Here is a 22,245-nt window from a genome sequence, read left to right on the forward strand (position 1 = left end):
TTCGACATCGTCGGCTCCACTCTGGCGATCCTGGTGGAGCCAACGCTCGACGAGAACGGCGTCGCGGTCCGGGCGATCGACTGGTACGATCTCTCCGGCATCGAAGGGAGACGCCGAGCGATGGAACCGCTCGTCAGCCCGCGTTCAGCGGCTCCAGCCCCAAGGCCGACAACGCCGAGCCCACAGTGTAGATGGAGCCGCACACCACCACGCTTCCGCCACCGGCCAAGGAGGAAGCGGCTTCCAGCGCCCGGCCGAAATCTTCCTCGACGGCGATCCTGGTGATGCCGCGCACCGCGTCCCGCGCCTCTGGGATCGACCAGCACCGCTCCGGTGACGCCGATGGAGGCTGGGTCAGGACGGCTCCGTCGGCCAGCCTCAGAATCTGCGGCAGCATCGATCTCCAGTCCTTGTCGCCGAGCACTCCCACAAGAGCCACGAGCGGCCTGGGCAGTTCGAGCCGGCCGAGCGTGTCGGCGAGAGAGGTCATGCCGGCGGTATTGTGCGCTCCGTCGAAGAGCCAGGTCAGGCCGTCGATCTCCTCGAGCTGGTTTCTGCCGCAGTATATGACCTCGGCCACCCCGTCCAGCACCGATTCCCGCGACGGCCTGAGCGGCTCGGACATCCTGTCGAGGAGGCTCACGGCGAGTGCGGCGTTGGTAGCCTGATGCCTGCCGACCAAGGGGGTTCGGAGTGAGAGCTCGCCCCAGGAGTTCGTCCGCATGGAAAACGAGGTGCCTTCGCGTCGGACCTCCACCGGAGAGATCGACCCAGGGTCGACGGAATGAAAGGGCGCCCCCACGTTTCGTGCGGTATCCCGGAAGAGCGAGAGCAGCCGGGACCTGTGCTCCGCGGTCAACAGGGGAGCTCCTTCTTTCACGATGCCTGCCTTCTCCCGCGCGATGCTCTCCAGAGTTCCGCCCAGGTAGTCGGCATGGTCGAGCGCGATGTTGGTTATCGCGGTGATCTCCGGGCGCACGACGTTGGTGGCGTCGAGCCTTCCGCCCAGTCCTACCTCGACCACCGCAACCTCCGCCCGGGCCCGTTCAAAGACCTTGAAGGCGAGCACGGTCACGGCTTCGAAGAAGGTCAGGCCTCGCCGGATGACCGGTCCCCTGACCACCCGCGCGGCCTCGAGCAGCTCCTCCTCGGTTACCGGCAGGCCGCCCACCAGCATCCTCTCGCGAATGCTGCACAGATGCGGTGAGAGGTAGCATGCGGCCCGGCGACCGTCGGCGACCAGAACCGATGCGAGCGTGCTCGCCACCGATCCCTTCCCGTTGGTGCCGCCGACGTGGATGACGGTACAGGCCAAGTGCGGGTCCCCCACATCGGCCAAGGCGGCGAAGACCCTTGCAAGCCCCCAATGCGCTCCGGTGGCCAAGGGACCGAAGAGACTTCCGGCGAGCGGGTCCGCGAGCGGTCCGTCGAGGCGGTCGGGGGTGACGACGCTTCCGGCGGGGAAGCTCGACGGGACGGCCTGTGCGGTCCGGGTCGGTTCGATCAGCCCCATCCGTTGAACTGGTGCCTGAGAAGGCGAACTATAGTATCCTTCATCGCGCAACGGGTCACCACCGCGTCGATCATGCCGTGGTCCAAGAGAAACTGTGCACGCTGAAAACCCTTCGGCAGCGACTCCCTGATCGTGGCCTCGATGACCCGCGGCCCCGCGAATCCGACCAGAGCGCCGGGCTCGGCAAGGTTCGCGTCTCCGAGCATTGCGAAGGAGGCCGTGACCCCTCCCGTGGTGGGGTGGGTGAGCACGGAAATGAAGGGGATCCCCCGCTCGTGCAGCCTGCCCAGTACCGCAGAGGTTTTCGCCATCTGCATTAGCGAGTATATCCCTTCTTGCATGCGAGCTCCGCCCGAGGCTGAAACCGCTATCAACGGCTCCTCCTCCTCGAGCGCGGTCCGCCCCGCCCGCGCGAGCTTCTCTCCCACGACCGACCCCATCGATCCACCGATGAATTTGAAATTCATGACGGTGAGAACCACGTTCATGCCGTCCATCCGGCCGCGCCCCGATGTCAGCGCCTCGTTCGCGCCCTTCGCCTCCGCCACCCTGACCCTGTCCACGTATGCTTTCGAGTCGGTGAACTGGAGCGGATCGTCCGACCTGAGATCGGTGTCGAGTTCGCGGAAGCTGCCTTCGTCGAGGAGAAGGGAGATGTAGCCCTCGAAAGGAAAGGGCATGTGATGCCCGCACTCGGGACAGACTCTGAGGTTTTCGCGAAGCCCTGCCAGATAAAGTATCTCGCGGCATTCCGGGCACTTTTCGAAAACGTCGCGGGTGACCTTGCGCCGCTCACGACCCGTGATAGGCTTGTTGGTCCGCCGGAACCAAGCCATTTACCTACCTCCGTTGTTCTGGGCTGGAATCCCCTGCATCTGCGTCCGATCAGGTCGGTCGTTCTTCCGCGACCCGCCAGCAAATCGCGGCGGCGACCCATGACATCAGAAGGAAGGTACCACCGTAGCTCAGAAAAGGTAGTGGGATACCGGTGATCGGGGTGACGCCCATGGTCATGCCGACGTTCACGAATATGTGGACGAACCACATCCCAGCCACGCCGCTGAGCACGAGCCTTCCGAAGAGATCCTTGGAACGCGCAGCCATGCGCAACTGGAGAAAGACGACACCGCAGAGAGCGATCACCGCCGCCGAAGCGCCCAGGAATCCCAGTTCTTCGCCGACGACGCTGAAGATGAAGTCGGTATGCTGCTCCGGCAGGAATCCCAGCTCCTTCTGCGCTCCCTGGGCAAATCCCTGGCCGGTCAATCCCCCTGCGCCGATAGCCGCCTTCGACTGAAGCAACTGATATCCGACGCCGCTCGGATCGACGGTAGGGTCGAGCCACACGCGAATCCTGTTCTTCTGATATCCCTGGAGCGAATTCCAAAGCGGCCGAGCGGTGGCCCCGGCGAGGAAATTGGCGGAGAAGACGAGAGCGGCGCTGAGCAGGGACCTGGTTTCCAAGCGTTTCTCCCTCCACAACAGGAAGAGGACGAGGGCGACCATGTAGACCGCCCAGAGCAGAGTGCTGGTGCTGCCCAGGACGAACCCCAGAATCGGGCAGGTCGCAAACGCGAGCTGAATGGGCGGCATCCCGGCCCAGACCAGCGCGGCGAGCATTATGCCGACGAAGGCCAACGCCGTTCCGATGTCCGGCTGAAGCATCACCAGCCCGAGAGGCAGCGCCCCGATCATCCCGGGTACGACGAGGTCCTGCATCGAGGGCCGGGCCTTTCTCTGCTTCCTGTCGGAGAGATACGACGCGAGGAAGGCGATGGTCGCAACCTTCGCGATCTCGGAAGGCTGGAAGCCGATCGGCCCCAGATCTATCCAGCTCTTGACTCCCACGGCCGTCCCTCGCCCGGTTCCGACGACAAGAGTGGCCGCCAGCAGGGTCATGGAGAGTCCGTACGCGCCCTTTGCGCTCCATCGCAACCAGTTGAACGGAACCTGAGTGACCGCGAGGAAGGCCAGAATGGAGATTCCGGTCCACAACGCCTGTCTAGCCCATGCTCCCGTAGCGGACGTGTCCGGTCCGTGCAGCACGCCGGCGGAGTAGATCATCGCCACTCCGAAGAGGGTGAGCGCGAATATCAGCCCGACGAAGAGGTTGCGGAGCGCCATCCGACTACCCTGGCTCCGAGTCCGTCGGTCCATGAACAATCTCGCGCGGGCGCATAGTACGGCGGACCGAAGCACCGGCAAGGGAACGAGTCACGGTCGCCGGTTTCCCGTCTCCTGCTCGGCGCGGCTCATCCGATCCCAGTACCAGGCGGGATAGACACCTGCATTCGTATAGTCCAGGTAAGTCTGGAGGGTGTCGACGGCGATGCCGTGCTTGGTTCTCAGATAATAGTCCGCCGCCTTGGCCACGATGGGCGCCGCCGTCTCCGACCCGCTCTCGCCGTACTCGACCATCACCACGACCACGATCTCGGGGGGACCGTCGAACGGGCCGCCCATCCCAGCGAACCAGGCGTGGTCGTGCGCCTCACCCTTGATACTGAGAGAATTCTGGCCCGTCCCGGTCTTGCCCAGGACCTGCCAGTGCTCCAGGGCGGTCGCGTAATGCGCCGTTCCCCCGGGCTGAGTTACCCTTCTCAATCCCTCCCGCACCGCTGCGAGCTCTTCCTCCCCGAGGTTCAGAACCCAGCCCTCTCCCAGTTCCGCGCCGACGGCGATGGTAGGAGGAGGAGCCGAACCGTCCCGGGCGAGCGCCAGATAAAACTGCGCGATCTTGAGGGGAGTCTGCGAGTTCGGGCCCTGCCCGATAGCCAGACTGAGGACCTCGTTCTCCTTGGCGTCATATCCGAAGACCCGTTCCCAGAACTCCCGCCCTTCGGGGAAGACACCTTCGTTCTCCCGGGGCAGATCGATTCCGCACTTGTCTCGGAATCCTATCTGGTTGGCACGGTCGAGGAGACGGTCCAGCCCCAGACGCATGCCTAGCTGGTAGAAGTAGACGTTGCAGGAATTGCCGATGGCCTGAGCCATGTTGTTGTAGCCGTGGCCCTCTGGGTCCCAGCAGCGTCGGTAGTCGCCGCCGAAGGACATCCCGCCCCGGCAGGGAGTCGGCATAAACTCGTCGACCTCGACGACGTCCTGATCGAGTCCGATCGCGGCCACGGCGAGCTTCCAGGTCGAGGCCGGAGCATACCTGCCGAGAACGGCCCTGTTGAAGAGAGGATTGCTCGAATCGCCGGCGAGTCGCCCCCAAAGCTCGGTGTCGATGCCGCCGACGAAGTCGTTGGGATCGTAGCTGGGCGTTGAGTAGAGCGCGAGAACGCCACCGTTTTCCACATCCAGCGCCACAACGGCACCCGTCAGCGTATCCGGGAAGATCCGCGCGATCCATTCCTGCAACCCGAGATGGATATTGAGCCTGAGATCCTCGCCCGACGTGCCCGGGGCCTGGCGGGAAGAGGCGAACTCGCCCACGATGCGTCCGCGGGAGTCGACCTCGACGTAACGGAATCCCTGGGTGCCCTGGAGCGACATATCGTAGACTCGTTCCAGCCCGTCCTTGCCGACGACCATTCCGCTTCGGTACCGGTCGTTCGGGAATCCGTCGCTCCCGAGCTCGGTTTCCGATATCTCGCCGACGTAACCGGTCAGATGTGCGACCGTGCGCCCTGCGGGATAGAGTCTTCGCGGCCGGGTTTCGACGACTACCCGCGGGAATTCGTCGGGGCGTTCGGCGATGGCGCTCACCGTTCGGAAATCGGCATCTCTGTCGATGACGACGGGTTGATTTCCGTGGCGCCTCGACGCCTCCAGGTGACGCCGGATCTCGGACTCCGGAATCGCTACGTAGGTGCCGATATGGCGCAGGGCCGACTCGAGGTCGCTCAAGTTGGTGGGCACGACCACGATACTGTAGCCCTGCGTGCTGGTTGCGATCATGCGTCCGTCCCGATCGACGATGTCCCCGCGCGGCACCGCCACCGGCATCCGGCGCACACGATTCGACTCGGCCCTCAGCTCCCACTCCTCGGTACCGAGTATCTGAAGCCTGAAGAGCGAACCCAGGAGAATCGCCAAGGCGAGAAATACGAATCCCTGGCATGCCCATTCCCTTACGAACGCGTCAGCGCCGGCGTGCGGCTTCACAGCCTCTCCTCGGTCAGACCCAGAAGGATTACGATGAAGAACCCCACGAACACCAGGTACCCGCCGCCGATGCCTGCGGCGACTGCGGCTTCAGTCAGACTGCCGCGATTGTCGCCGCCCGCCACCCAGACCGCTGTGTCGACGGCGAGTTTTCCGAAGAAGAGGTAGGACGCGAAGAACCATCTCGAATAGACGATCAACCGCGTACACAGCGAACCGAGTATGCCAGCCACGGTTCCCGCCAGCGCGTTGGCGCCGAAAGCCGAGAGGGCGGTGGCGTCCTTGAGAAGCCCCAGAACCAACCCGGCGAAGGCTGCGACGGCGAGCGGGGAGGTTCGGGCGACGATGAGTATGGCGAGGGTGACCAGATCGGGCGCCAACGCCCCCAGTCCCAAACCCACGTGAAGAAAAAGATGGAGCGCGACCAGGAAGACGGAGAGGGCGACTAAACGAGTCCTGTTCCTGACAACCGTTCCTTCGCGTTCGCCACCGGCAGGGGAACGGTGGATCTGGTCCGCCGCGGCCATCAGAACCCGTTTCCGCCGGGTCGGATTCCGCTCGTGCGGTCCCGGGGCGGCGGCGCTCCGAGAGTGTCGTCGGCCAAGGCGTCCAGGGAATCGGCCGACCAGAGGCTTCTGAGGTCGTCGTCCGGGCCCGCCACGCTCACAGCGGCATAGAGGACCGACGCGGGCTTCACCGCCGGTGTGAGCCAGTAGGTCTTCGCCCACGGTTCCCGCTCGGCCCGCACTTCGGAGATAACGCCGATCGGTATGCCTCGTGGATATACGCTGCCGAGACCACTGGTCAAGACCCGCTTGCCGATGACGGGATCGCCGTGATAGGGCAGCCCGTCCAGTACGAGACGGTCCTCCTCCCGGTAGGTTCCTCGTTCCGTCCAGACTATGCCGTAGGCGCTTCCGCTCTCCACCATCGCGCTCGCCCGGAAATCCGCGTGCGTCCAGTCGATGCCCACGGCGGAGCCGCGCCTTGCCTGAACGATCCGCCCGACCACGCCGTCGGGAGTGATGACGGGCCGTCCCGGCGTCACCCCTTCGTCGATTCCCTTGTTGACGATGAACATGCCCTCGGAGCCCGCGCCGCGGGTGCGCAGCAGGGCGACTCCGACGAACTTGCCCACCCCCCTGTCGCCGAGATCGAAGAGGGCGCGCAGAGACTCCACCTCCTCATCGAGACTCGCCGAATAGGTCACCACCGCCATCAGCGAATCGATCTTGCGCCTGTGTATCTCCAGTTCCGACACGGAGTGTCGCGCCGTCTCGAGCTCCGTCCGGATCGCCACGAAGGGTCTGAGAACCGATGCTCGAAGCGCCGTCGCCATGTCCGCTTGCACCTCGGCGGGCGTGAATCTCAGCGTCGCTCCGATGACGAGGGTGAAAACCGCCAGGAGGATATCGAGAAGCGTGCCCCCGGCGCCGGATCTCCGAGGGCGACGCCGCCCTATTCCTGCAAAACCCTGCTGAATCTGTCCCAATCGTCCAACACCCGCCCTGCTCCCCGGATCACGCAGGTGAGGGGTTCGTCATCGACGTGAACCACAAGGCCGGTTTCGTGCTGCAGAAGTTCGTTGAGCCCCCTGGTCAGCGCTCCGCCGCCGGTCAGGAAGACGCCGTGATCCATGATGTCCGCGACCAACTGGGGCGGTGTGCTTTCAAGCGCCCGTCTGACCGCGTAGACGATATCCTGGATGGGTTCCTGCATACACTCGCGAACCTCCTCCGAGTGAATCGTCACGGAACGGGGAATGCCGGTCACCAGGTCCCGTCCCTTCACGTCCATCTCCCTCTCGCTTCCGACATCGAAGGCGGAGCCCACCTGGATGCGTAGGGTCTCGATCTCCCATTCGCCGACCGAGAGGTTGTGGTTGCGACGGATGTACTGCTTGATGGCCTCGTCGAATCTGTCGCACGCCACCTTGATCGAGGTGTTGGAAACCACCGTCGACAGGGCGATGACCGCGATCTCGCTGGTGCCTCCCCCGATGTCGATCACGATATTGCCCTGGGGAGCGTCGACGGGCAGCCCGACGCCGATAGCCGCCGCCATGGGTTCGGCGATCGTGTAGACCGACCGAGCTCCCGCCGAGATGGCCCCGGATCGCACGGCCCTTTTTTCGAGCTGGGTGATTCCGGAGGGTACGCCCACCACCATGCGGGGACGGATGCGAAAGAAGTGCTTCCTGACCGCCTGGCGCAGGAAGTGACGGAGCATCATCTCGGTCACGTCCACATCGGCGATCACTCCGTCGCGAAGAGGACGTACGGCCTTTATGGTTTCCCCGGTCCTGCCCAGCATCCGCTTGGCTTCCAGGCCGATGCCTGCGATCTCGGTACCGCCCTTGCCGTTGCTTCGGATCGCCACGACGGAGGGTTCGTTGAGCACGACACCCCTCCCCCGCACGTACACCAGCGTGTTCGCCGTCCCAAGGTCGACCGCGACGTCGGTTACGGGCGTAAGGCGGTCAGTGTTAAACCAGGCCATCGGGTTTATCTCATCCTCCCCGGGGTCGGACGACTCGGGCCGTCCGCGCCGTTAATCGATTTCGGGTCTCCTACAAGGACTTCCGGTAATGCGCAAATGTTCCGTCCGTGTCCGGGCATCTTCAGCTCCGTCCGGTGCTGCCGAATCCACCGTCTCCTCGCTCGGTTCTCCCGAGGGAGTCCATCTCCGAGAAACAAGGAGATTCGAAACGGGCGAATACCATCTGAGCTATGCGTTCACCTCTCCCGAGTCTGACCGGATCGGACCCCAGGTTCTGCAGGACGACCCTAAGCTCGCCTCTGTAATCCGGGTCGATGGTTCCGGGGGCGTTGGGCATCGTGAGAGCGTGCTTGAGAGCGAGCCCCGAGCGCGGTCGGATCTGCGCCTCCAAGCCCTCAGGGAGCGACATCGCGAGACCGGTGCCGACGGCGCGCACTTCGCCGGGAGCGAGCTCGATCTCCGGCTCGGCGGAGCGAAGGTCGTAGCCCGCCGCACCGGGGGTTCCCCTGTCGGGAAGCGGTAGATCGGGGTTGGAAGGAAGCCGCTTGAATCCGACGCTGTCGGTGCGGGCCCGTTCAGCCAAGAGCTTCCTCGACCGACACGCACTCCAGTCCGAACACGTCGGCGACCGCCTTATGGGTGATCTTGCCCCCCACCATGCTCACTCCGCCGTAGAGGGAGTCGTCTTCCAGGGCCGCTCGCGCCCAGCCCTTGCTCGCGACGGAAAGGGCGTAAGGAAGAGTCGCGTTCGTCAAGGCTGCGGTGCTCGTCTGCGGAACCGCGCCTGGCATGTTCGCCACGCCGTAATGGGTGACGCCGTCGACGACGTACACGGGGTCGTCGTGGGTCGTCGGCCGGATGGTCTCCACGCAGCCTCCTTGGTCGACCGCGACATCGACGATCACCGTGCCCGGTCGCATTACCGCGAGGTCCGCGCGCATGAGCAGCGACGGCGCTTTCGCCCCGGGGATGAGCACCGCGCCGACCACGAGATCGGAGTCGCGCAGATGCTCGCGCACGGAGTGGTGGGTGGAGTAGATGCACTCCACGTTCGCGGGCATGACCTTCGACAGGTAACGGAGCCGCTCCAAGTCGACATCCATGACGAAGACGCGAGCGCCAAGGCCTGCCGCCATCTGTGCGGCGTTGGTCCCGACTACGCCGCCCCCGATGATCAGCACCTTGCCCGGGAGCACTCCCGGCACTCCGCTCAGCAGGACGCCCGGCCCGCCGTAAGGGCGTTCCAGATAGCGAATGCCGGCCTGTATCGCCAACCGTCCCGCCACCTCGCTCATGGGGGTCAGCAGCGGCAGCTCGCCGTTGGGAAGCTCCACGGTCTCGTAGGCGATCGCGGTGGCGCCGGACTCGATCGTCGCTCGGGTGAGAGCCTCGTCGGCGGCGAAGTGGAAGTAGGTGAAGACGATCTGCCCCTCGCGCATTTGCGGCCACTCGGGCTCGATCGGCTCCTTGACCTTCATGATCATCTCGGCCCTCCCCCACACCGCTTCGGGGCCGGACACGATCTCGGCACCGGATTCCCGATAGGTCTCGTCTGTAAAAGCGCTTCCCGACCCGGCTCCCTCCTGGATCATCACCTCGTGACCGGCGCTGACCAGGGCCTCCACCCCGCCCGGGGTGAGCGCTACCCGGTACTCTTCGGATTTCACTTCCGTGGGAACGCCTATCTTCACTGCGGATTCACTCCAAGACGGCCTGACCGCTCAAGCCGCAGCTGCGGGTATCAGCTCCGGGCCGAGCCGAAGCAGGAGGTAGTTGTCCGGATCGAAATGCTCCGCGGCCACTCGGTCGATGTCCGAGGCTTCGACACCTTCGATCCGAGCGAGAAGCTCATCGATGTCGAGGAAGGGCTCGTCGTGAAGGGCGAAAGAAGCCAGACGGGCAAGACGCGCGGCGGTCGATTCGAGGGAGAGCACGAGGCCGCCCTTCAGTTGCTCCTTCGCGGCGGCGATCTCGCTCTCGGACAGCTCTCCGGCGGCGACCCTCGCCATTTCCGTCCGGATCGCCTCGATCGCGGCATCGGCGGTCGCGGAACCCGTCCCGGCGTAAATGCCGGCAAGCCCCGCCGCGCTGAAGAACTGCTGGAAGGTCTGCACTTGGTAGCAGAGACCGAGATCTTCGCGGACGCGCTGGAAAAGTCGTGAGCTCATCCCGCCGCCCAGAGCCTGCGAGACGATCGCGAGAGCGTGGCGGTCGGGATGGGAGCGCCCAGGGACCTTGGACCCGAAAACGAGGTGGGACTGCTTCGTGGGACGGACGCAGAGCTCGGTCCCGGTACGTACGCTGCGGGGCGGGCGTGGCGACGACGTGCGCCTCCCGGGGGGCAGGCCGCCGAAGAGGCTGCCCGCCTGACCGAAGAAGCGATCCGGGTCGAGCGCACCTGCGGCGGCCACGACAAGGTTGCTGCCCCGGTACCGGGAGTGCGCTTCGACGATATCGGTCAGAGCGAGCTCGCGGACGGTGGCCGAGCTTCCCAAAATGGGTTTGCCGTAAGGATGTCCCGCCCAGAGACGCTCACCGTGAAGATCGTAGACGACGTCGTCGGGGGTATCCTCGACTTGGGCGATCTCCTCCAGCACGACCCGGCGTTCGGTCTGAAGATCGCGCGCCGTCAGCTTGGGGTTCAGGACCAGATCGGCGAGCACGTCGAGGGCCGGATCGAGGTGCGCCGCCGCCACCCGGGCCTGATAGCAGGTGTGCTCCCTGGAGGTGTAGGCGTCGAGCCAGCCGCCGAGGGACTCGACCGACATGGCGATATCGCGGGCGCTCCGCCGCTTGGTGCCCTTGAAGACCATGTGCTCGAGCATGTGCGCGGCCCCTTCCCTCCCGACCGGATCGTGGGCGCCTCCGCACCGCACCCATACTCCGACGGCGACCGAGCGCGCACCTTCGACCAGCTCGCATTCGAGCCGCACCCCGTTCGAGAGAGTAGAGCGCAAGGCAGGCATGACTAACGGTCCGCGGACAGCCCCGAGCGAGCGCCGGGCCCGGCTAAGCGCCGCAGCGGCAGGGCGCTACGCCCCGCCGTCAGCGACATCCGCGACCCGCAGTCAGCTTCACCTGCCGGCCTCCTCTGAAATGGCGGCGCGGCGCGAAAGACGCAGCTTGCCGTTGCCTTCCACGGAAAGAAGCTTCACCCTGGTCTTGTCGCCCCGCTTGAGAACATCCTCCGTCCGGTTGGTCCTGCCTTCCTGGAGCTCGGAGATGTGGCAGAGCCCCTCGATGCCCGGCATGATCTCGACGAAGGCCCCGAAGGTGGTCGTGTTCTTGACGATACCTTCGTAGACGATGCCGACTTCGGGCTCGGCGACGATCGCCTCGATCATTTCGCGGGCCCGAGCGCCTGATTCCGGCGTCGTCGCGGCCACCTTGACCAGACCTTCGTCGTCGACCTCGATCTTCGCCCCGGACTCCTCCTGAATGGAGCGGATGATCTTGCCCTTGGGGCCGATCAGGTCACCGATCTTCTCCGGGTTGATCTGGATGGCGATGATCTGAGGCGCGTGCGCGGAGAGATCCTCCCTGGGCGCGGCAATGACCCCGTCCATGTGGTCGAGGATCTTCAGCCGGCTCTCGTGCGCCCGCGTGAGGGCCTCCTGGAGGAGATCCATGTCGAGGCCGTCGATCTTGATGTCCATCTGGATCGCGGTGACGCCCTTGCGGGTGCCGGCGACCTTGAAATCCATGTCGCCCAACGCGTCTTCAAGACCGAGAATGTCGGTGAGGACGGCGAAACGCTCGCCCTCCTTGACCAGCCCCATCGCGATTCCGGCACACGACGCCTTGATGGGTACGCCGGCATCCATGAGCGCGAGCGAGGAGCCGCACACGGTGGCCATCGAGGACGAGCCGTTCGACTCCAGAATGTCGGAAACCACGCGGATGGTGTAGGGAAAGTCGTCGTTACCGGGCAGGAGCGGGGATATGGCGCGTTCGGCCAGATTCCCGTGGCCGATCTCGCGGCGGGACGTGCCCCGGTAGGGCCGGGCTTCACCGACCGAGAACGGCGGGAAGTTGTAGTGGAGCATGAACGACTTGGTGACCTCGCCCATGGTGTCGATCGAGTCGATGCGCTGCTCGTCGCGACCGGTGCCCAGAGTAGCCACCACAAGCGCCTGAGTCTGACCGCGGGTGAAGAGCCCGGAGCCGTGGGTACGTGGAAGCACGCCGACCTCGCTGGCAAGCTCTCGGATCTCGTCCAGGCCACGACCGTCGGCCCTCTTGCCCTCGTCGAGCACGCGCCTGCGCATGACCTTCTTCTCGACCGCGCGCAGAACCGTGCCGACCTCGTCGGCGAACTCCGCGTCATCGTCGTCCAGAGACGCGCGCACATTTTCGGCGACCTCGCGGATCGCCGCCATGCGCTCGTTCTTGTCGGAGATGGAGAGGGCTTCTTCGACTCCGGGGCCGGCCATCTCCGCCACCTTGTCCCGGAAGTCGGCCGGCGGTCCGATCGGAGACCACTCCATATGGGCGCTACGCAGCCCGTCGATGAGCTCCTCCTGGAGCGCGCACAGCTCCTTGATGCCGTCATGGGCCAGCCTTATTGCATCGAGGACGTCCGCCTCAGGGACCTCCTGGGCTCCACCCTCGACCATGGTCACGGCGTCGGCCGAACCCGCCACCACGAGTTCGATATCGGAGGATTCGAGCTGGGCGAAGGTCGGGTTGACGACCCACTCGCCATCCACGCGTCCGACTCGCACTGCGGCCACCGGAGTGTCGAAGGGGACCTTGGACATGTTGAGCGAGACCGACGCTCCGAGCAGAGCGAGTATGTCGGCGTCGTTCTCCTGATCGGCGGAGAGCACGAAGCAGGCGACCTGCGTCTCGTGCATGAACCCATCAGGGAAGAGCGGACGGATGGGACGATCGACCTGCCGCGCCGAGAGGATCTCCTTCTCGGAGGGGCGTCCCTCGCGCTTGAAGAAACCGCCGGGAATCTTACCGGCGGCGTAGGTGCGTTCCCGATATTCGATGGTGAGCGGGAAGAAGGGAAGGTGGGTGGGTTTGCCTTGGACGGTCGCGGCGCAAAGGACCACGGTTTCGCCGTACTGGACGACGCATGAGCCCTGTGCCAACCTCGCGAGACGGCCTACCTCCATGGAGAGTGTGCGGCCCGCGAACTGATGTTCCAACGTTCTGATCATGTTTTACAGCTTTCTCGTTCGCCGAACGCCGCTAGTTGCGGTTCGGCGTGGATCCACCTCGTCGGGCGGACGTTTGGGAATGGTGGGCGCACCGTCTCGAGTCGAGCGGCGGACAGCCCGGGAAGAATGCTCCGACTCCGAATCGAGGAGTCGATGAGCGCCGGTTCGCGACGCGACTCCTGAACGAGTCGCTGCGGGAGGCCGGGTGGTGAATTGGAGATGGCCGGTATCGAAGAAGGGATCAATGGCGCAGGCCCAGGTCCTTGATGAGGTTGCGGTAGCCCTCCAGGTCGGTGCGCCGGTACCAGCCGAGGAGTCTGCGTCGGCGGCCGACCATCTTGAGCAGACCTCTGCGGCTGTGGTGATCCTTCTTGTGCTCCTTGAAGTGGGAGCGGAGATCGTCGATGCGGGCGGTCAGCAGCGCGATCTGTACGGGGGCGCTGCCGCGGTCTCCTTCGTGGAGCCTGTACTTCTCGATGATCTGTTCTTTCTCGATGGCCATTCCGTGCCTCCTCAGGAGTTGCTCTGCAAGGGAAGCTGTGGTCGTGGTGCCGGCCGAGCTTGCCGACAGCCATGAAACCTAGCCGCAAACCGGCTCACCGTCCAGTGCCGGAGCGGGAGACGGGTTGGGACGGGAAACGCCGGGATCGACCAGCCTACGCGCCGCCCCGATGTCGAGCGCCATCCGCGAACTCAGCTCTTCGGCGTCCGAAAACCGTTCTATCCCGCGAATGCGCCGAACCAGATCTATGCGGATTCGGCTTCCGTAGAGGTCGATATCCGGGAAATCGAGCAGATGGGCCTCGACCGAGGATTCCGCTCCCTCGAATGTGGGTCGGGGACCGGTGTGCAACGCCCCGACATGGCTCGCCCGGCGGGCGACCTCGGGCGGTGAAGCGCCGGGAGGAACGAAGACCCGGGTCGCGTAAATTCCCGGGGGCGGGAGCAGCTTCTCGCGCGGCAGCTTCAGGTTGGCGGTGGGAAACCCGAGCGCCCGTCCCCTTCCGTCGCCTTGCACGACGCGCCCCGAGATCGAGTAGGGTCGTCCCAAACAGCGCTCGGCCTCGTCGAGTTCTCCGGCCAGGATCGCGGCTCGGATCCGCGAGGACGAGACCGCCGACCGACCGAGGGTGCGATCGCCCCCTTCCTCCGGCGCCCGGGACCTCGGCGCTGCGGCTAGCAGTGGTGGAACCACGGCCACGTCGAAACCGAAATCGGCCCCGAGCGCTCGCAGAGTTCCCGCGTCGCCGGATCTGTCGCGCCCGAAACCGTGATCGTGGCCGACGATAAGCTCTCGGACCCCCAGCTTGTCGACGAGAATCTCGCGCACGAAACGCTCCGGGGTGTATCGAGAGAGCCGGCGAGTGAACCTGAGCAGGAGAACCATGTCCAGTCCGGTAGCGGCCAACGCTTCCGTTTTTTCAGGGGGGGTTGTCAGAAGACGAGGCACCTTTTCGGGCCGCACGACGCTGACCGGATGCGGGTCGAAAGTCACCAGAATCGACCTGCATCCCCTTGCTCGCGCCCGTTCGATGACGAGATCGAGCACCTCGCCGTGACCCCTGTGGACTCCGTCGAACGTGCCCACCGTAGCTACGCTGCCTGTGGCGAGGCGGGGCAGCGAGGATACCGCCATCAACCCGGAAATACCTTGCGAGGCCGCAGACGCCAGCGACCTGACTCGGTGCGCTCGCCCTCGGCCACGGCGACAAGCTCGCCGGACCGGGAGACGCACACGACTCCGGGCTCCGCATCGTCGAGCGCCTCCACCTCGACGCCGCGTCCGAACCCCAGCTCCCTCTCCTCGGCCGCGCCTGCCTCCACGCGCGGCAGATGCGCGAGGGCCGCAAGCGGATTCATGCGAGCTCGGTGTACGGCTTCGGCGTCATCCAAAAAATCGAAACCGACCGCCCCGGACACATCGACCGCTCCCGAACGGATCCGGCGCAGCGCGGTCAGATGGGCGCCCACCGACAGGATCCGTCCGAGATCCCGGGCGAGAGCCCGCACGTAGGTTCCGGTGGAGCAGTCGATGCGAAGCGTGAGCTCCGGCGGATCCCAGCTCGCCATTTCCAGCCGCGTTACCCTGACCCGGACCGGAGCTAGCTCGACCCGCTCACCCCGGCGGGCCCGCCGGTAGGCCCGCTCGCCCCCGATCTTCTTGGCCGAGAACCGGGGCGGGACCTGCATGAGCTCGCCGGTAAGCTCCGCGAGCGCCGCCTCCACCCGGCTAGGAGCGAGTCGGCGCCAGTCCTCCGAGCTTGCGGTGACCGTTCCCTCGGTGTCGTGGCTCTCCGTCTCGACGCCGAGCCTGGCGGTGGCCAGATAGGACTTGTCTACCGAGCCGAGATACTCGGCCAAGCGGGTCACCTTGCCCACGCAGAGCACCAGAAGGCCTGAGGCGAACGGATCGAGGGTTCCACAGTGCCCGACCCGCCTCTCGCCCCAGACTCTCCGGGCTCGGTCGACCACGTCGTGAGAGCTCGGACCGCAGGGCTTGTCGACCGGCAGAACGTAGCCGTTGCCGGAAATCACTTCTCACCCGGATCCGGAGCGTCGTCTTCCCGTCCCCCATCCTCGCGCGCCAGGTTCAACTTGTCGATGAGGGATTCGATGCGCTGCGAATGCTCGAGGGAGCGGTCGATGCGAAAACGGAGTTCGGGCACCCTTCTCAGCTTCATGGACTCTCCCAGGGCCCGGCGCAGCTCGGGTGCGCTGCCGTTCAGAAGCCTGGTCAGCTCGTCGACGGCCGAGCCGCTTGCAGCCACGAGCGGACGTACGAAGACCTTGGCGGATCCCAGATCGGGAGCCGCTTCCACGTCGACCACCGTGACCGGACCTATGCGCGGATCCCGGAGCCGTCTGGCGATCAGGCCCGAAATCTCCCGCCTGAGCAGGGCGTTCAGCCGGGCAGTTCGCCTACTCATGGAAGAGCGGGGCCGACCGGTGGATCAACTGGCCTTGGCGAGTTTGCGGGCGATCTCCTCGACGGTGTAGCACTCGATCTCGTCACCGACCTTGACATCGTTGAAGTTGGCGATGCCGATTCCGCACTCGAATCCTTCCCGGACCTCGCGCGCGTCGTCCTTGAAGCGTCTGAGCGATGCGATCTCGCCTTCGAAAACAGTCTTCCCCTCCCTGATCACCCGTATGCGGAACTTGCGGTTCACGCGTCCCTGAACCACGTAGCAGCCGGCGATCATCCCCACCTTCGAGACCCGGAAGGTCTCTCGCACCTGCGCGCTGCCCTCCACATGCTCGACCTGATCGGGCGAGAGTCGGCCTTCGAGCGAGCGGGTTAGGTCGTCGACCGCCTTGTATATGATGTCGTAGGTCCGAATCTCGACCGCGGCATCTTCCGCCTGCTTGCGGGCGGCGGCCTGGGGGCGCACCCCGAAGCCGATAATGACCGCCTCGGTGGTCTGAGCCAACAGCACATCGGACTCGTTGATCGCACCCACCCCCCTGTGGACGATGCGGACGCGAACGCCGTCTTCCTCGCCGCCGATCTGCTCGAAGGCGTCGGCGAGGGCCTGGACGGAGCCGTCCACGTCTCCCTTGACCAGGATCGGTACCTCTATCATCCCGTCGGCCTGCGTCAATTGCGCGAAGTCGCCGATCTTCTTCGCTCTCTCACGCAGTCTCATCTGCTTCTCGCGGTCGAGCTGCTGGAGTTCGGAAACGCGAGCCTGGGCCCGCGACGGCTCCATCACTTGGAGAGGGTCGCCCGCCTGGGGTACTCCGCCCGCCCCCAGCACCTGCACCGGAATCGAGGGACCAGCCTCCTTCACAGGCATCCCGCGCTCGTCGTGCATGGCCCGCACCCGACCCTGGTGGAGTCCGCAGACGAAGGTGTCACCTACGCGGAGAGTTCCCCCTTGGACGAGAACCGTGACCACCGGTCCCTTCCCGACATCGAGACGGGCTTCGACGACGGTGCATACGGCACGGCGCCGAGGATCGGCGCGCAGCTTGTCCTCCATGAGCTCGGCCTGGAGAAGAACCTGCTCCAGAAGATCGTCTATTCCCTTCCCGGTCTTGGCGGAGACGTTGGCGGAGAGCACCTCGCCTCCGAGGTCGTCGACCTGGACCGAGTGCTGGAGAAGCTGCCTCTTGACCCGGTCCGGATCCACGCCGGGCAGGTCGCACTTGTTTACCGCCACAACCAGCGGAACGCCGGCGCTCGACGCGTGGTTGATCGCTTCGACCGTCTGGGGCATGACGGAGTCGTCGGCTGCCACCAGCAGTATGACGATGTCGGTCACATCGGCGCCGCGGGCTCGCATGGCTGTGAAGGCGGCGTGGCCGGGAGTGTCGAGGAAGGTCACCCGTCCGCTCGGCAATTGGACGTGGTAGGCCCCGATGTGCTGAGTGATGCCTCCGGCTTCTCCGGCGACGACGTTGGCCTTGCGAATGCGGTCGAGGAGCAGCGTCTTGCCGTGGTCCACATGTCCCATGACCGTGACCACCGGCGGTCGCGGTTCTGCCGTCTCGGAGTCGATGCCGTAGGGGTCGATGTCCTCGACGACCTCCAAGGTCTCCTCTCGCTCCACGTTGAAGTTGAACTCGTCGAGGAGCATCTCGATCTGGTCGAAGTCGAGACGCTGGTTGATGGTGACCATCATGCCCATGTTGCGGAACGCCGAGCCGATCAGGGCAGCCGGAGTCTCTTCGACGAGCTCGGCGAGTTCGGCCACGCTCAGGAACTCCGCGACGCGCACGGTTCGGCGCTCGCGCTCCCGACGCTCCTGCTCGGCGGCCTCCTGCCGTTGCCGCTCCTCGATCTGGTCCGGCGTCAGCCGCTGACGACGCCGCGGCTTGCGGCCCGGCCCCCGCATCTGGCCCCGAATACGACTGACGTTGCGTTTCGCCGCCTGTTGGGCGCTCTGGCGCTTGGCGGCCCGGCCCTTGGGACCGGGTTTCCTGGCCGGCTTGCCGTCGGAGGTGTATCCCGAGGCGCGTACCTTGACCTGTCCGCCCACCCCGGTGGAGGCGGCGGGCCTGGGAATCCTGGGAGAACGGAGCGGGGTCCCGGAGGCCGCCGGGCGCAGGCCGGACCCCGTCGCAGGAGTCGGGGGGACGCCTGTTGAAGACTCGGGTGCGCCGGAAGCCGGGGGACCCTGGGTAGGCGCGGTCGAGGTGGGGTCGGTTGCCGCTCTCTCTTCCGTAACGACCGGGCCGGTGGGCCTAGGTTGCTCGTCGGCGGCCACCTCGGACGCGGATCTCCCACTCGCCGCATCGTCGACGATGGCGGTCTCGGCCGGACCGGACCGGGGCTCCGCAGAGGGCATTCCGTCCGTCGCGGCCGCATCGGCCGCCGGTGTCTCCCGGGTGGTCTCCGTCGATCCGGTGTCGCCGTCCGAGGACGAGGCGGCGACCCTGGGCTCCTCCTCCTCAGAGGGCGCGATCTCCACCTGCTCCGACTGCGCGTCCGCTTCGGTGGTCGGGTCGGCTTCCGGCTTGGTGGCTCTGACCCGCTTCCGCGCCTTTCTACGCCTCGTGACCGGCGAACCGGCCGACCTCACCGCCGACTTGACGATCTTCGCATACCCGGCGCCCGAAGCCCGCCTCTCCTTCTCGAGCCTGGCGCGCACCTTGCTCGCGACCCCCGGCCCGAGCGCGTCCGACCCTGTCGGAACGGGAAGCTTCACCGATCTCAGGTAGGCTACCAGGTCGGGGGGGGGTACTCGGAGGTCCTTCGCCAGCTCTCGAATCGTCATCTAGCGCCCGCCACCCTCTCGTTCGAGTTCGCGGCGTCCGGATCGGCGCGGTCCCCAATCTCCGCCGAATCGTGCTTGATCAGTATCCGGGCTATCCGCTCTGCGAAGCCGGGGTGGGTCACCGCCACCGCCGTGGTCGGACCCCTCCCGAGGGCGACACCCAGCGTCCGGCGGTCGGCTGCCGCGACTACCCGCACTCCCCGTCCGAACGCCGCTCTCTCGATCTTGGCGAGCTGGCCCCGCGCGGCGTCACGGGCGGTCACGACGAGCATGGCGTCGCCGTTCCGCAACGTCCTCACGGCGGCCGCGGACCCGGCATGTGCACCGGAGGCGCGGCGGGCCAAGCCTATCAGGCCCAGGGCTCCCGAGATCGAACGTCGCTTCAAAGCTATGCGCTCCCTGCGGCTATGGTCTGGTCGTCTTCGACTTCGGTCAGCTCTTCGATCACACCCAGAACCTGCTTGGCGGCCTCCTCCGAAACTCCCTGGATCTCCTGAAGCGAATCGCTGGTGAGGTCGATGATCTGCAGGAAGGATCGGAAACCCGCCTCTTCGAGTGCCGCTATGATCGAGCTCGGGAGAGGGAGATCCTTGAGCGCCATGTCTCCGTAGGCCAGCGCGTCAGGATCTTCGATCGGATCGTCCGATCCGCGCTCGATCCACTCGCGGGAGCCGTAGAGGTCGATCTGCCAGCCCACGAGCTGTGACGCCAGACGCACGTTCTGGCCGTTTCTCCCGATGGCGAGCGAAAGCTGATCTTCGTCGACGATCGCGGTCACGACCCGCTGGTTCGGGTCGGTCAGGACCCGCGCAACCCGCGCAGGCGCCAGAGCCCGTCGCGCGAACACCTCGGTATCCGGATGCCACGGCACGATGTCGATGCGTTCACCTCCGAGCTCGTTGACCACCGCCTGCACCCTGGAGCCCCGCAGCCCCACGCAGGCGCCCACCGGGTCGATGGACTCGTCGTCGCTGACCACGGCGATCTTGGTGCGTCCGCCCACTTCTCTCGCGATCTCCCGAATCTGGACGACTCCCTGGTGGATCTCGGGCACCTCGATGCGGAAGAGCGCCGCCACGAAGGCGCGGTCCGATCGGGAGAGGATCAGCCGGGGTCCGCGCGGTGTCTCGTCCACCTTCTTGAGCACCGCCCGGATGGGATCGCCCTGCCGGAACCGCTCCCTCGGGTTCTGCTCCTTCCAAGGGATGATGGCGTCGGCTTCGCGGGCGCGGTTGACCGTCACCACCAGCTTGCCGCGTTCGTTCTGCTGCACCTCGCCGGTAAGAAGGTCGCCGACGACGTCCGAGAACTCGTCACGAATCCGGTTGCGTTCGTTGTCGCGCACAAGCTCCTTCAATTTCTGACTGATCGCGCGCACGGCATTCAGCCCGAGTTCAGTGAATTCGACCGGAACCTCCATCACGTCGCCGACCTCGAACTCCGGATCGTCCCAACGAGCCTCTTCCAGCGAGACCTCGGAGGCCGGGTCTCCGACCTCGCGCACCACCCTGCGCAGGAGAACGATGTCGATCTCCTCGGCGATGCCGTCGATCTCCACCTCCGCCTGGACGGACGGGCCGTGCACGCGGGTCAGACCGGCGAAAATGGCTTCTCTGAGGATGCCGTTTCCTTCTTCCTCGCTCAGATTCCTCTTGTCGGTCACCACCTTGAGGGCAGCGAAAACCTGTGGCGAACTCATCGCGTCCCTCCCGAATCCCAGTTGAACACCAGACGAACCTCCCTGGTCTCGCTCCGAGGGACGCGCACTTCCGCACCGTCGGTCAGGCGCAGGCGCAGCAGTTGTCCGTCCCGCTCATCGGAGATCCCCAGGAGTTCGCCCTCGATGACGGCCGAGGGACCGAACCGCTCCGCGCTCCCTCTGACCGCCACTCTGCGACCGACGAAGCGTTCGAAGTGCCGCTTCCGAGTCAGGCGTCGCTCGACACCCGGCGAAGAGACCTCGAGCACGTAGCGCTCGGGGTATTCGGGGTCGGCGTCCAGCCACTCTTCGAGCGCCCTCGAGACCTCGGCGCAGTCGCCCACCGAGACCTCTTCACCGGTGGGACGATCGATGCGCAGCTCCAGAACGGGCCTTCTGGCGTGCCCGCGACGACGTAGCTCCACCAGTTCGAAGCCGAGCTCCTCGACCCGTCGGTCGAAGTCCCTCTCGGTCGTTTCGCTTCTGGTTCGAGCGCCGTTGGCGGTCATCCTCGCTCCCATTCAAATATGAAGGGGTCCGCCGCCTGAGCAGCGCACCCCCTGCCGCATCGCGGGCGGCGTCTCCGCGGCCGCGCGACGCTACGCCGACCCGCTGGGCGGCGTATCCGTAGCTGGAGAATATACGCCAAACCCAGCTTGGGTTCAAGGGCGGCACGGGTCGGGGATCGGGAGCGTGGATTTCGTCAGGCCACCTGGCGCTCCACGCCCTCCACGATCTGGAACACCGGGTCCAGCTCGAGGCCGAGGCTGCTGGGGTTCGAACGCGCCTTCGCTTCGGGCGGCGGGCGGGGGTTCCGGCGGAGATGCTGTTCGACCAGATGAAGGCGGTGGTGCTGGCGGACGGGCGGAACTCGGGTGGCCCGCCTGTTGGAGAACCCGGAGTTCCGGGGCTTCAGCGACCACTGGGGCTTCCGGATCCGGGCGTGCCGCCCGTACCGTGCGCAGACGAAGGGCGAGGTTGAGCGCCCGGTCCGCTACGTGCGGGGGAACTTCTTCTACGGCCGGGATTTCGTGTCCGACGACGACCTCGACGTGCGGGAGCGGCGATGGCTCGACGAGGTCGCCAACGTGCGGGTCCACGGGACGCTAGGGGAGCGCATCGACGACCGCTTCGCGCGGGCGCGGCCGCTGCTCGGCCCCCTGGCCCCGCATCCATAAGCTTCCAGCCTTCGATCCGGCCGTGAGCCCCCCGCCATCGGCGGCCGTCACCGTGATCGTGGCCGTGCCCTTCGCGCGCCCCTCGACCGTAAGCGTCGAATCCGTCACGCCAACCGTCGCGACGCTCGAATCCGACGACGACACCGAATACGTCAGCATGTCCCAATCCGGATCGATGAAGCTGTCTGGGGTCGGGCTCGACGAGACGGTCACCGTGAAGGTCTGAGTGGCCGTGGTGTCGGCATCGGCGGCCGTCACCGTGATCGTGGCCGTGCCCGCCGCGCGCCCCTCGACCGTCAGCGTCGAATCCGTCACCGCAGGCGTCGCGACGCTCGAATCCGACGACGTCACCGAATAC

The 22,245-nt window shown here is 65.9% G+C and carries 22 protein-coding genes; 3 read left to right on the forward strand and 19 right to left on the reverse strand.

Annotated elements, in window-relative coordinates:
- Positions 1–133: 133 nt before the first annotated feature.
- The 16 genes from J4G12_05450 to infB form a co-directional block, all read right to left on the reverse strand.
- Positions 134–1,513, reverse strand: coding sequence for a bifunctional folylpolyglutamate synthase/dihydrofolate synthase (locus J4G12_05450; GenBank protein ID MCE2455250.1), 1,380 nt, complete (start codon positions 1,511–1,513; stop codon positions 134–136).
- Positions 1,504–2,349 (reverse strand): acetyl-CoA carboxylase carboxyltransferase subunit beta, encoded by an 846-nt coding sequence (locus J4G12_05455; protein MCE2455251.1) that lies wholly within the window; start codon positions 2,347–2,349, stop codon positions 1,504–1,506. The genes J4G12_05450 and J4G12_05455 overlap by 10 nt, the downstream gene beginning before the upstream one ends.
- Before the next feature lie 49 nt (positions 2,350–2,398).
- Entirely contained in the window at positions 2,399–3,637 is a 1,239-nt protein-coding gene (rodA, locus tag J4G12_05460) for a rod shape-determining protein RodA (protein ID MCE2455252.1), read from the reverse strand.
- A 90-nt stretch (positions 3,638–3,727) separates the two neighbouring features.
- The gene (gene mrdA / locus J4G12_05465) at positions 3,728–5,623 is read right to left on the reverse strand and encodes a penicillin-binding protein 2 (GenBank protein MCE2455253.1); all 1,896 of its coding nucleotides are present in this window, start codon (positions 5,621–5,623) and stop codon (positions 3,728–3,730) included.
- On the reverse strand, positions 5,620–6,150 hold the full coding sequence (gene mreD, locus J4G12_05470; GenBank protein MCE2455254.1) for a rod shape-determining protein MreD: 531 nt from the start codon (positions 6,148–6,150) through the stop codon (positions 5,620–5,622). Before mreD ends, mrdA begins: the two co-directional genes overlap by 4 nt.
- Positions 6,150–7,115 (reverse strand): rod shape-determining protein MreC, encoded by a 966-nt coding sequence (locus tag J4G12_05475; GenBank protein ID MCE2455255.1) that lies wholly within the window; start codon positions 7,113–7,115, stop codon positions 6,150–6,152. The genes mreD and J4G12_05475 overlap by 1 nt, the downstream gene beginning before the upstream one ends.
- A complete protein-coding gene (locus J4G12_05480) occupies positions 7,082–8,122 on the reverse strand; it encodes a rod shape-determining protein (GenBank protein MCE2455256.1) in 1,041 nt (346 codons plus the stop codon). Before J4G12_05480 ends, J4G12_05475 begins: the two co-directional genes overlap by 34 nt.
- Positions 8,123–8,243: 121 nt before the next feature.
- The gene (gene dut, locus J4G12_05485; GenBank protein ID MCE2455257.1) at positions 8,244–8,705 is read right to left on the reverse strand and encodes a dUTP diphosphatase; all 462 of its coding nucleotides are present in this window, start codon (positions 8,703–8,705) and stop codon (positions 8,244–8,246) included.
- Entirely contained in the window at positions 8,698–9,813 is a 1,116-nt protein-coding gene (gene ald / locus J4G12_05490; protein ID MCE2455258.1) for an alanine dehydrogenase, read from the reverse strand. Before ald ends, dut begins: the two co-directional genes overlap by 8 nt.
- Before the next feature lie 30 nt (positions 9,814–9,843).
- Positions 9,844–11,079 (reverse strand): insulinase family protein, encoded by a 1,236-nt coding sequence (locus J4G12_05495; GenBank protein MCE2455259.1) that lies wholly within the window; start codon positions 11,077–11,079, stop codon positions 9,844–9,846.
- Between the two features lie 117 nt (positions 11,080–11,196).
- Positions 11,197–13,290, reverse strand: a complete 2,094-nt coding sequence (locus J4G12_05500; protein ID MCE2455260.1) for a polyribonucleotide nucleotidyltransferase — start codon at positions 13,288–13,290, stop codon at positions 11,197–11,199.
- A 241-nt stretch (positions 13,291–13,531) separates the two neighbouring features.
- Positions 13,532–13,792, reverse strand: a complete 261-nt coding sequence (gene rpsO, locus J4G12_05505) for a 30S ribosomal protein S15 (GenBank protein MCE2455261.1) — start codon at positions 13,790–13,792, stop codon at positions 13,532–13,534.
- Between the two features lie 78 nt (positions 13,793–13,870).
- A complete protein-coding gene (locus J4G12_05510) occupies positions 13,871–14,926 on the reverse strand; it encodes a bifunctional riboflavin kinase/FAD synthetase (protein ID MCE2455262.1) in 1,056 nt (351 codons plus the stop codon).
- The gene (gene truB / locus J4G12_05515) at positions 14,926–15,825 is read right to left on the reverse strand and encodes a tRNA pseudouridine(55) synthase TruB (protein MCE2455263.1); all 900 of its coding nucleotides are present in this window, start codon (positions 15,823–15,825) and stop codon (positions 14,926–14,928) included. Before truB ends, J4G12_05510 begins: the two co-directional genes overlap by 1 nt.
- On the reverse strand, positions 15,822–16,217 hold the full coding sequence (gene rbfA, locus J4G12_05520; protein MCE2455264.1) for a 30S ribosome-binding factor RbfA: 396 nt from the start codon (positions 16,215–16,217) through the stop codon (positions 15,822–15,824). The genes truB and rbfA overlap by 4 nt, the downstream gene beginning before the upstream one ends.
- A gap of 24 nt (positions 16,218–16,241) precedes the next feature.
- Complete coding sequence (infB, locus tag J4G12_05525; GenBank protein MCE2455265.1) at positions 16,242–18,272, reverse strand: translation initiation factor IF-2; 2,031 nt, start codon at positions 18,270–18,272, stop codon at positions 16,242–16,244.
- Between infB and J4G12_05530 the strand changes: the two genes are divergently transcribed.
- Positions 18,256–18,954, forward strand: a complete 699-nt coding sequence (locus J4G12_05530; protein ID MCE2455266.1) for a hypothetical protein — start codon at positions 18,256–18,258, stop codon at positions 18,952–18,954. The genes infB and J4G12_05530 overlap by 17 nt on opposite strands.
- Before the next feature lie 52 nt (positions 18,955–19,006).
- On the opposite strand, the gene J4G12_05535 is transcribed toward J4G12_05530, so the two are convergent.
- Genes J4G12_05535 through J4G12_05545 form a run of 3 tightly spaced genes read right to left on the reverse strand, consistent with a single transcriptional unit; the run spans position 19,007 to position 21,218 of the window.
- Positions 19,007–19,396: a ribosomal L7Ae/L30e/S12e/Gadd45 family protein gene (locus J4G12_05535; GenBank protein ID MCE2455267.1), complete on the reverse strand. Its 390-nt coding sequence runs from the start codon at positions 19,394–19,396 to the stop codon at positions 19,007–19,009.
- A gap of 2 nt (positions 19,397–19,398) precedes the next feature.
- On the reverse strand, positions 19,399–20,709 hold the full coding sequence (nusA, locus tag J4G12_05540; GenBank protein MCE2455268.1) for a transcription termination factor NusA: 1,311 nt from the start codon (positions 20,707–20,709) through the stop codon (positions 19,399–19,401).
- A complete protein-coding gene (locus tag J4G12_05545; GenBank protein MCE2455269.1) occupies positions 20,706–21,218 on the reverse strand; it encodes a ribosome maturation factor RimP in 513 nt (170 codons plus the stop codon). Before J4G12_05545 ends, nusA begins: the two co-directional genes overlap by 4 nt.
- 366 nt (positions 21,219–21,584) lie before the next feature.
- Here J4G12_05545 and J4G12_05550 point away from each other — a divergent pair, with 366 nt between their 5' ends.
- The gene (locus J4G12_05550) at positions 21,585–21,887 is read left to right on the forward strand and encodes a transposase (GenBank protein MCE2455270.1); all 303 of its coding nucleotides are present in this window, start codon (positions 21,585–21,587) and stop codon (positions 21,885–21,887) included.
- A gap of 22 nt (positions 21,888–21,909) precedes the next feature.
- Complete coding sequence (locus J4G12_05555; protein ID MCE2455271.1) at positions 21,910–22,113, forward strand: hypothetical protein; 204 nt, start codon at positions 21,910–21,912, stop codon at positions 22,111–22,113.
- Positions 22,114–22,245: the final 132 nt, after the last annotated feature.

The organism is Gemmatimonadota bacterium (assembly GCA_021295815.1).
Taxonomy (GTDB): Bacteria; Gemmatimonadota; Gemmatimonadetes; order Longimicrobiales; family Gaopeijiaceae; genus JAGWBQ01.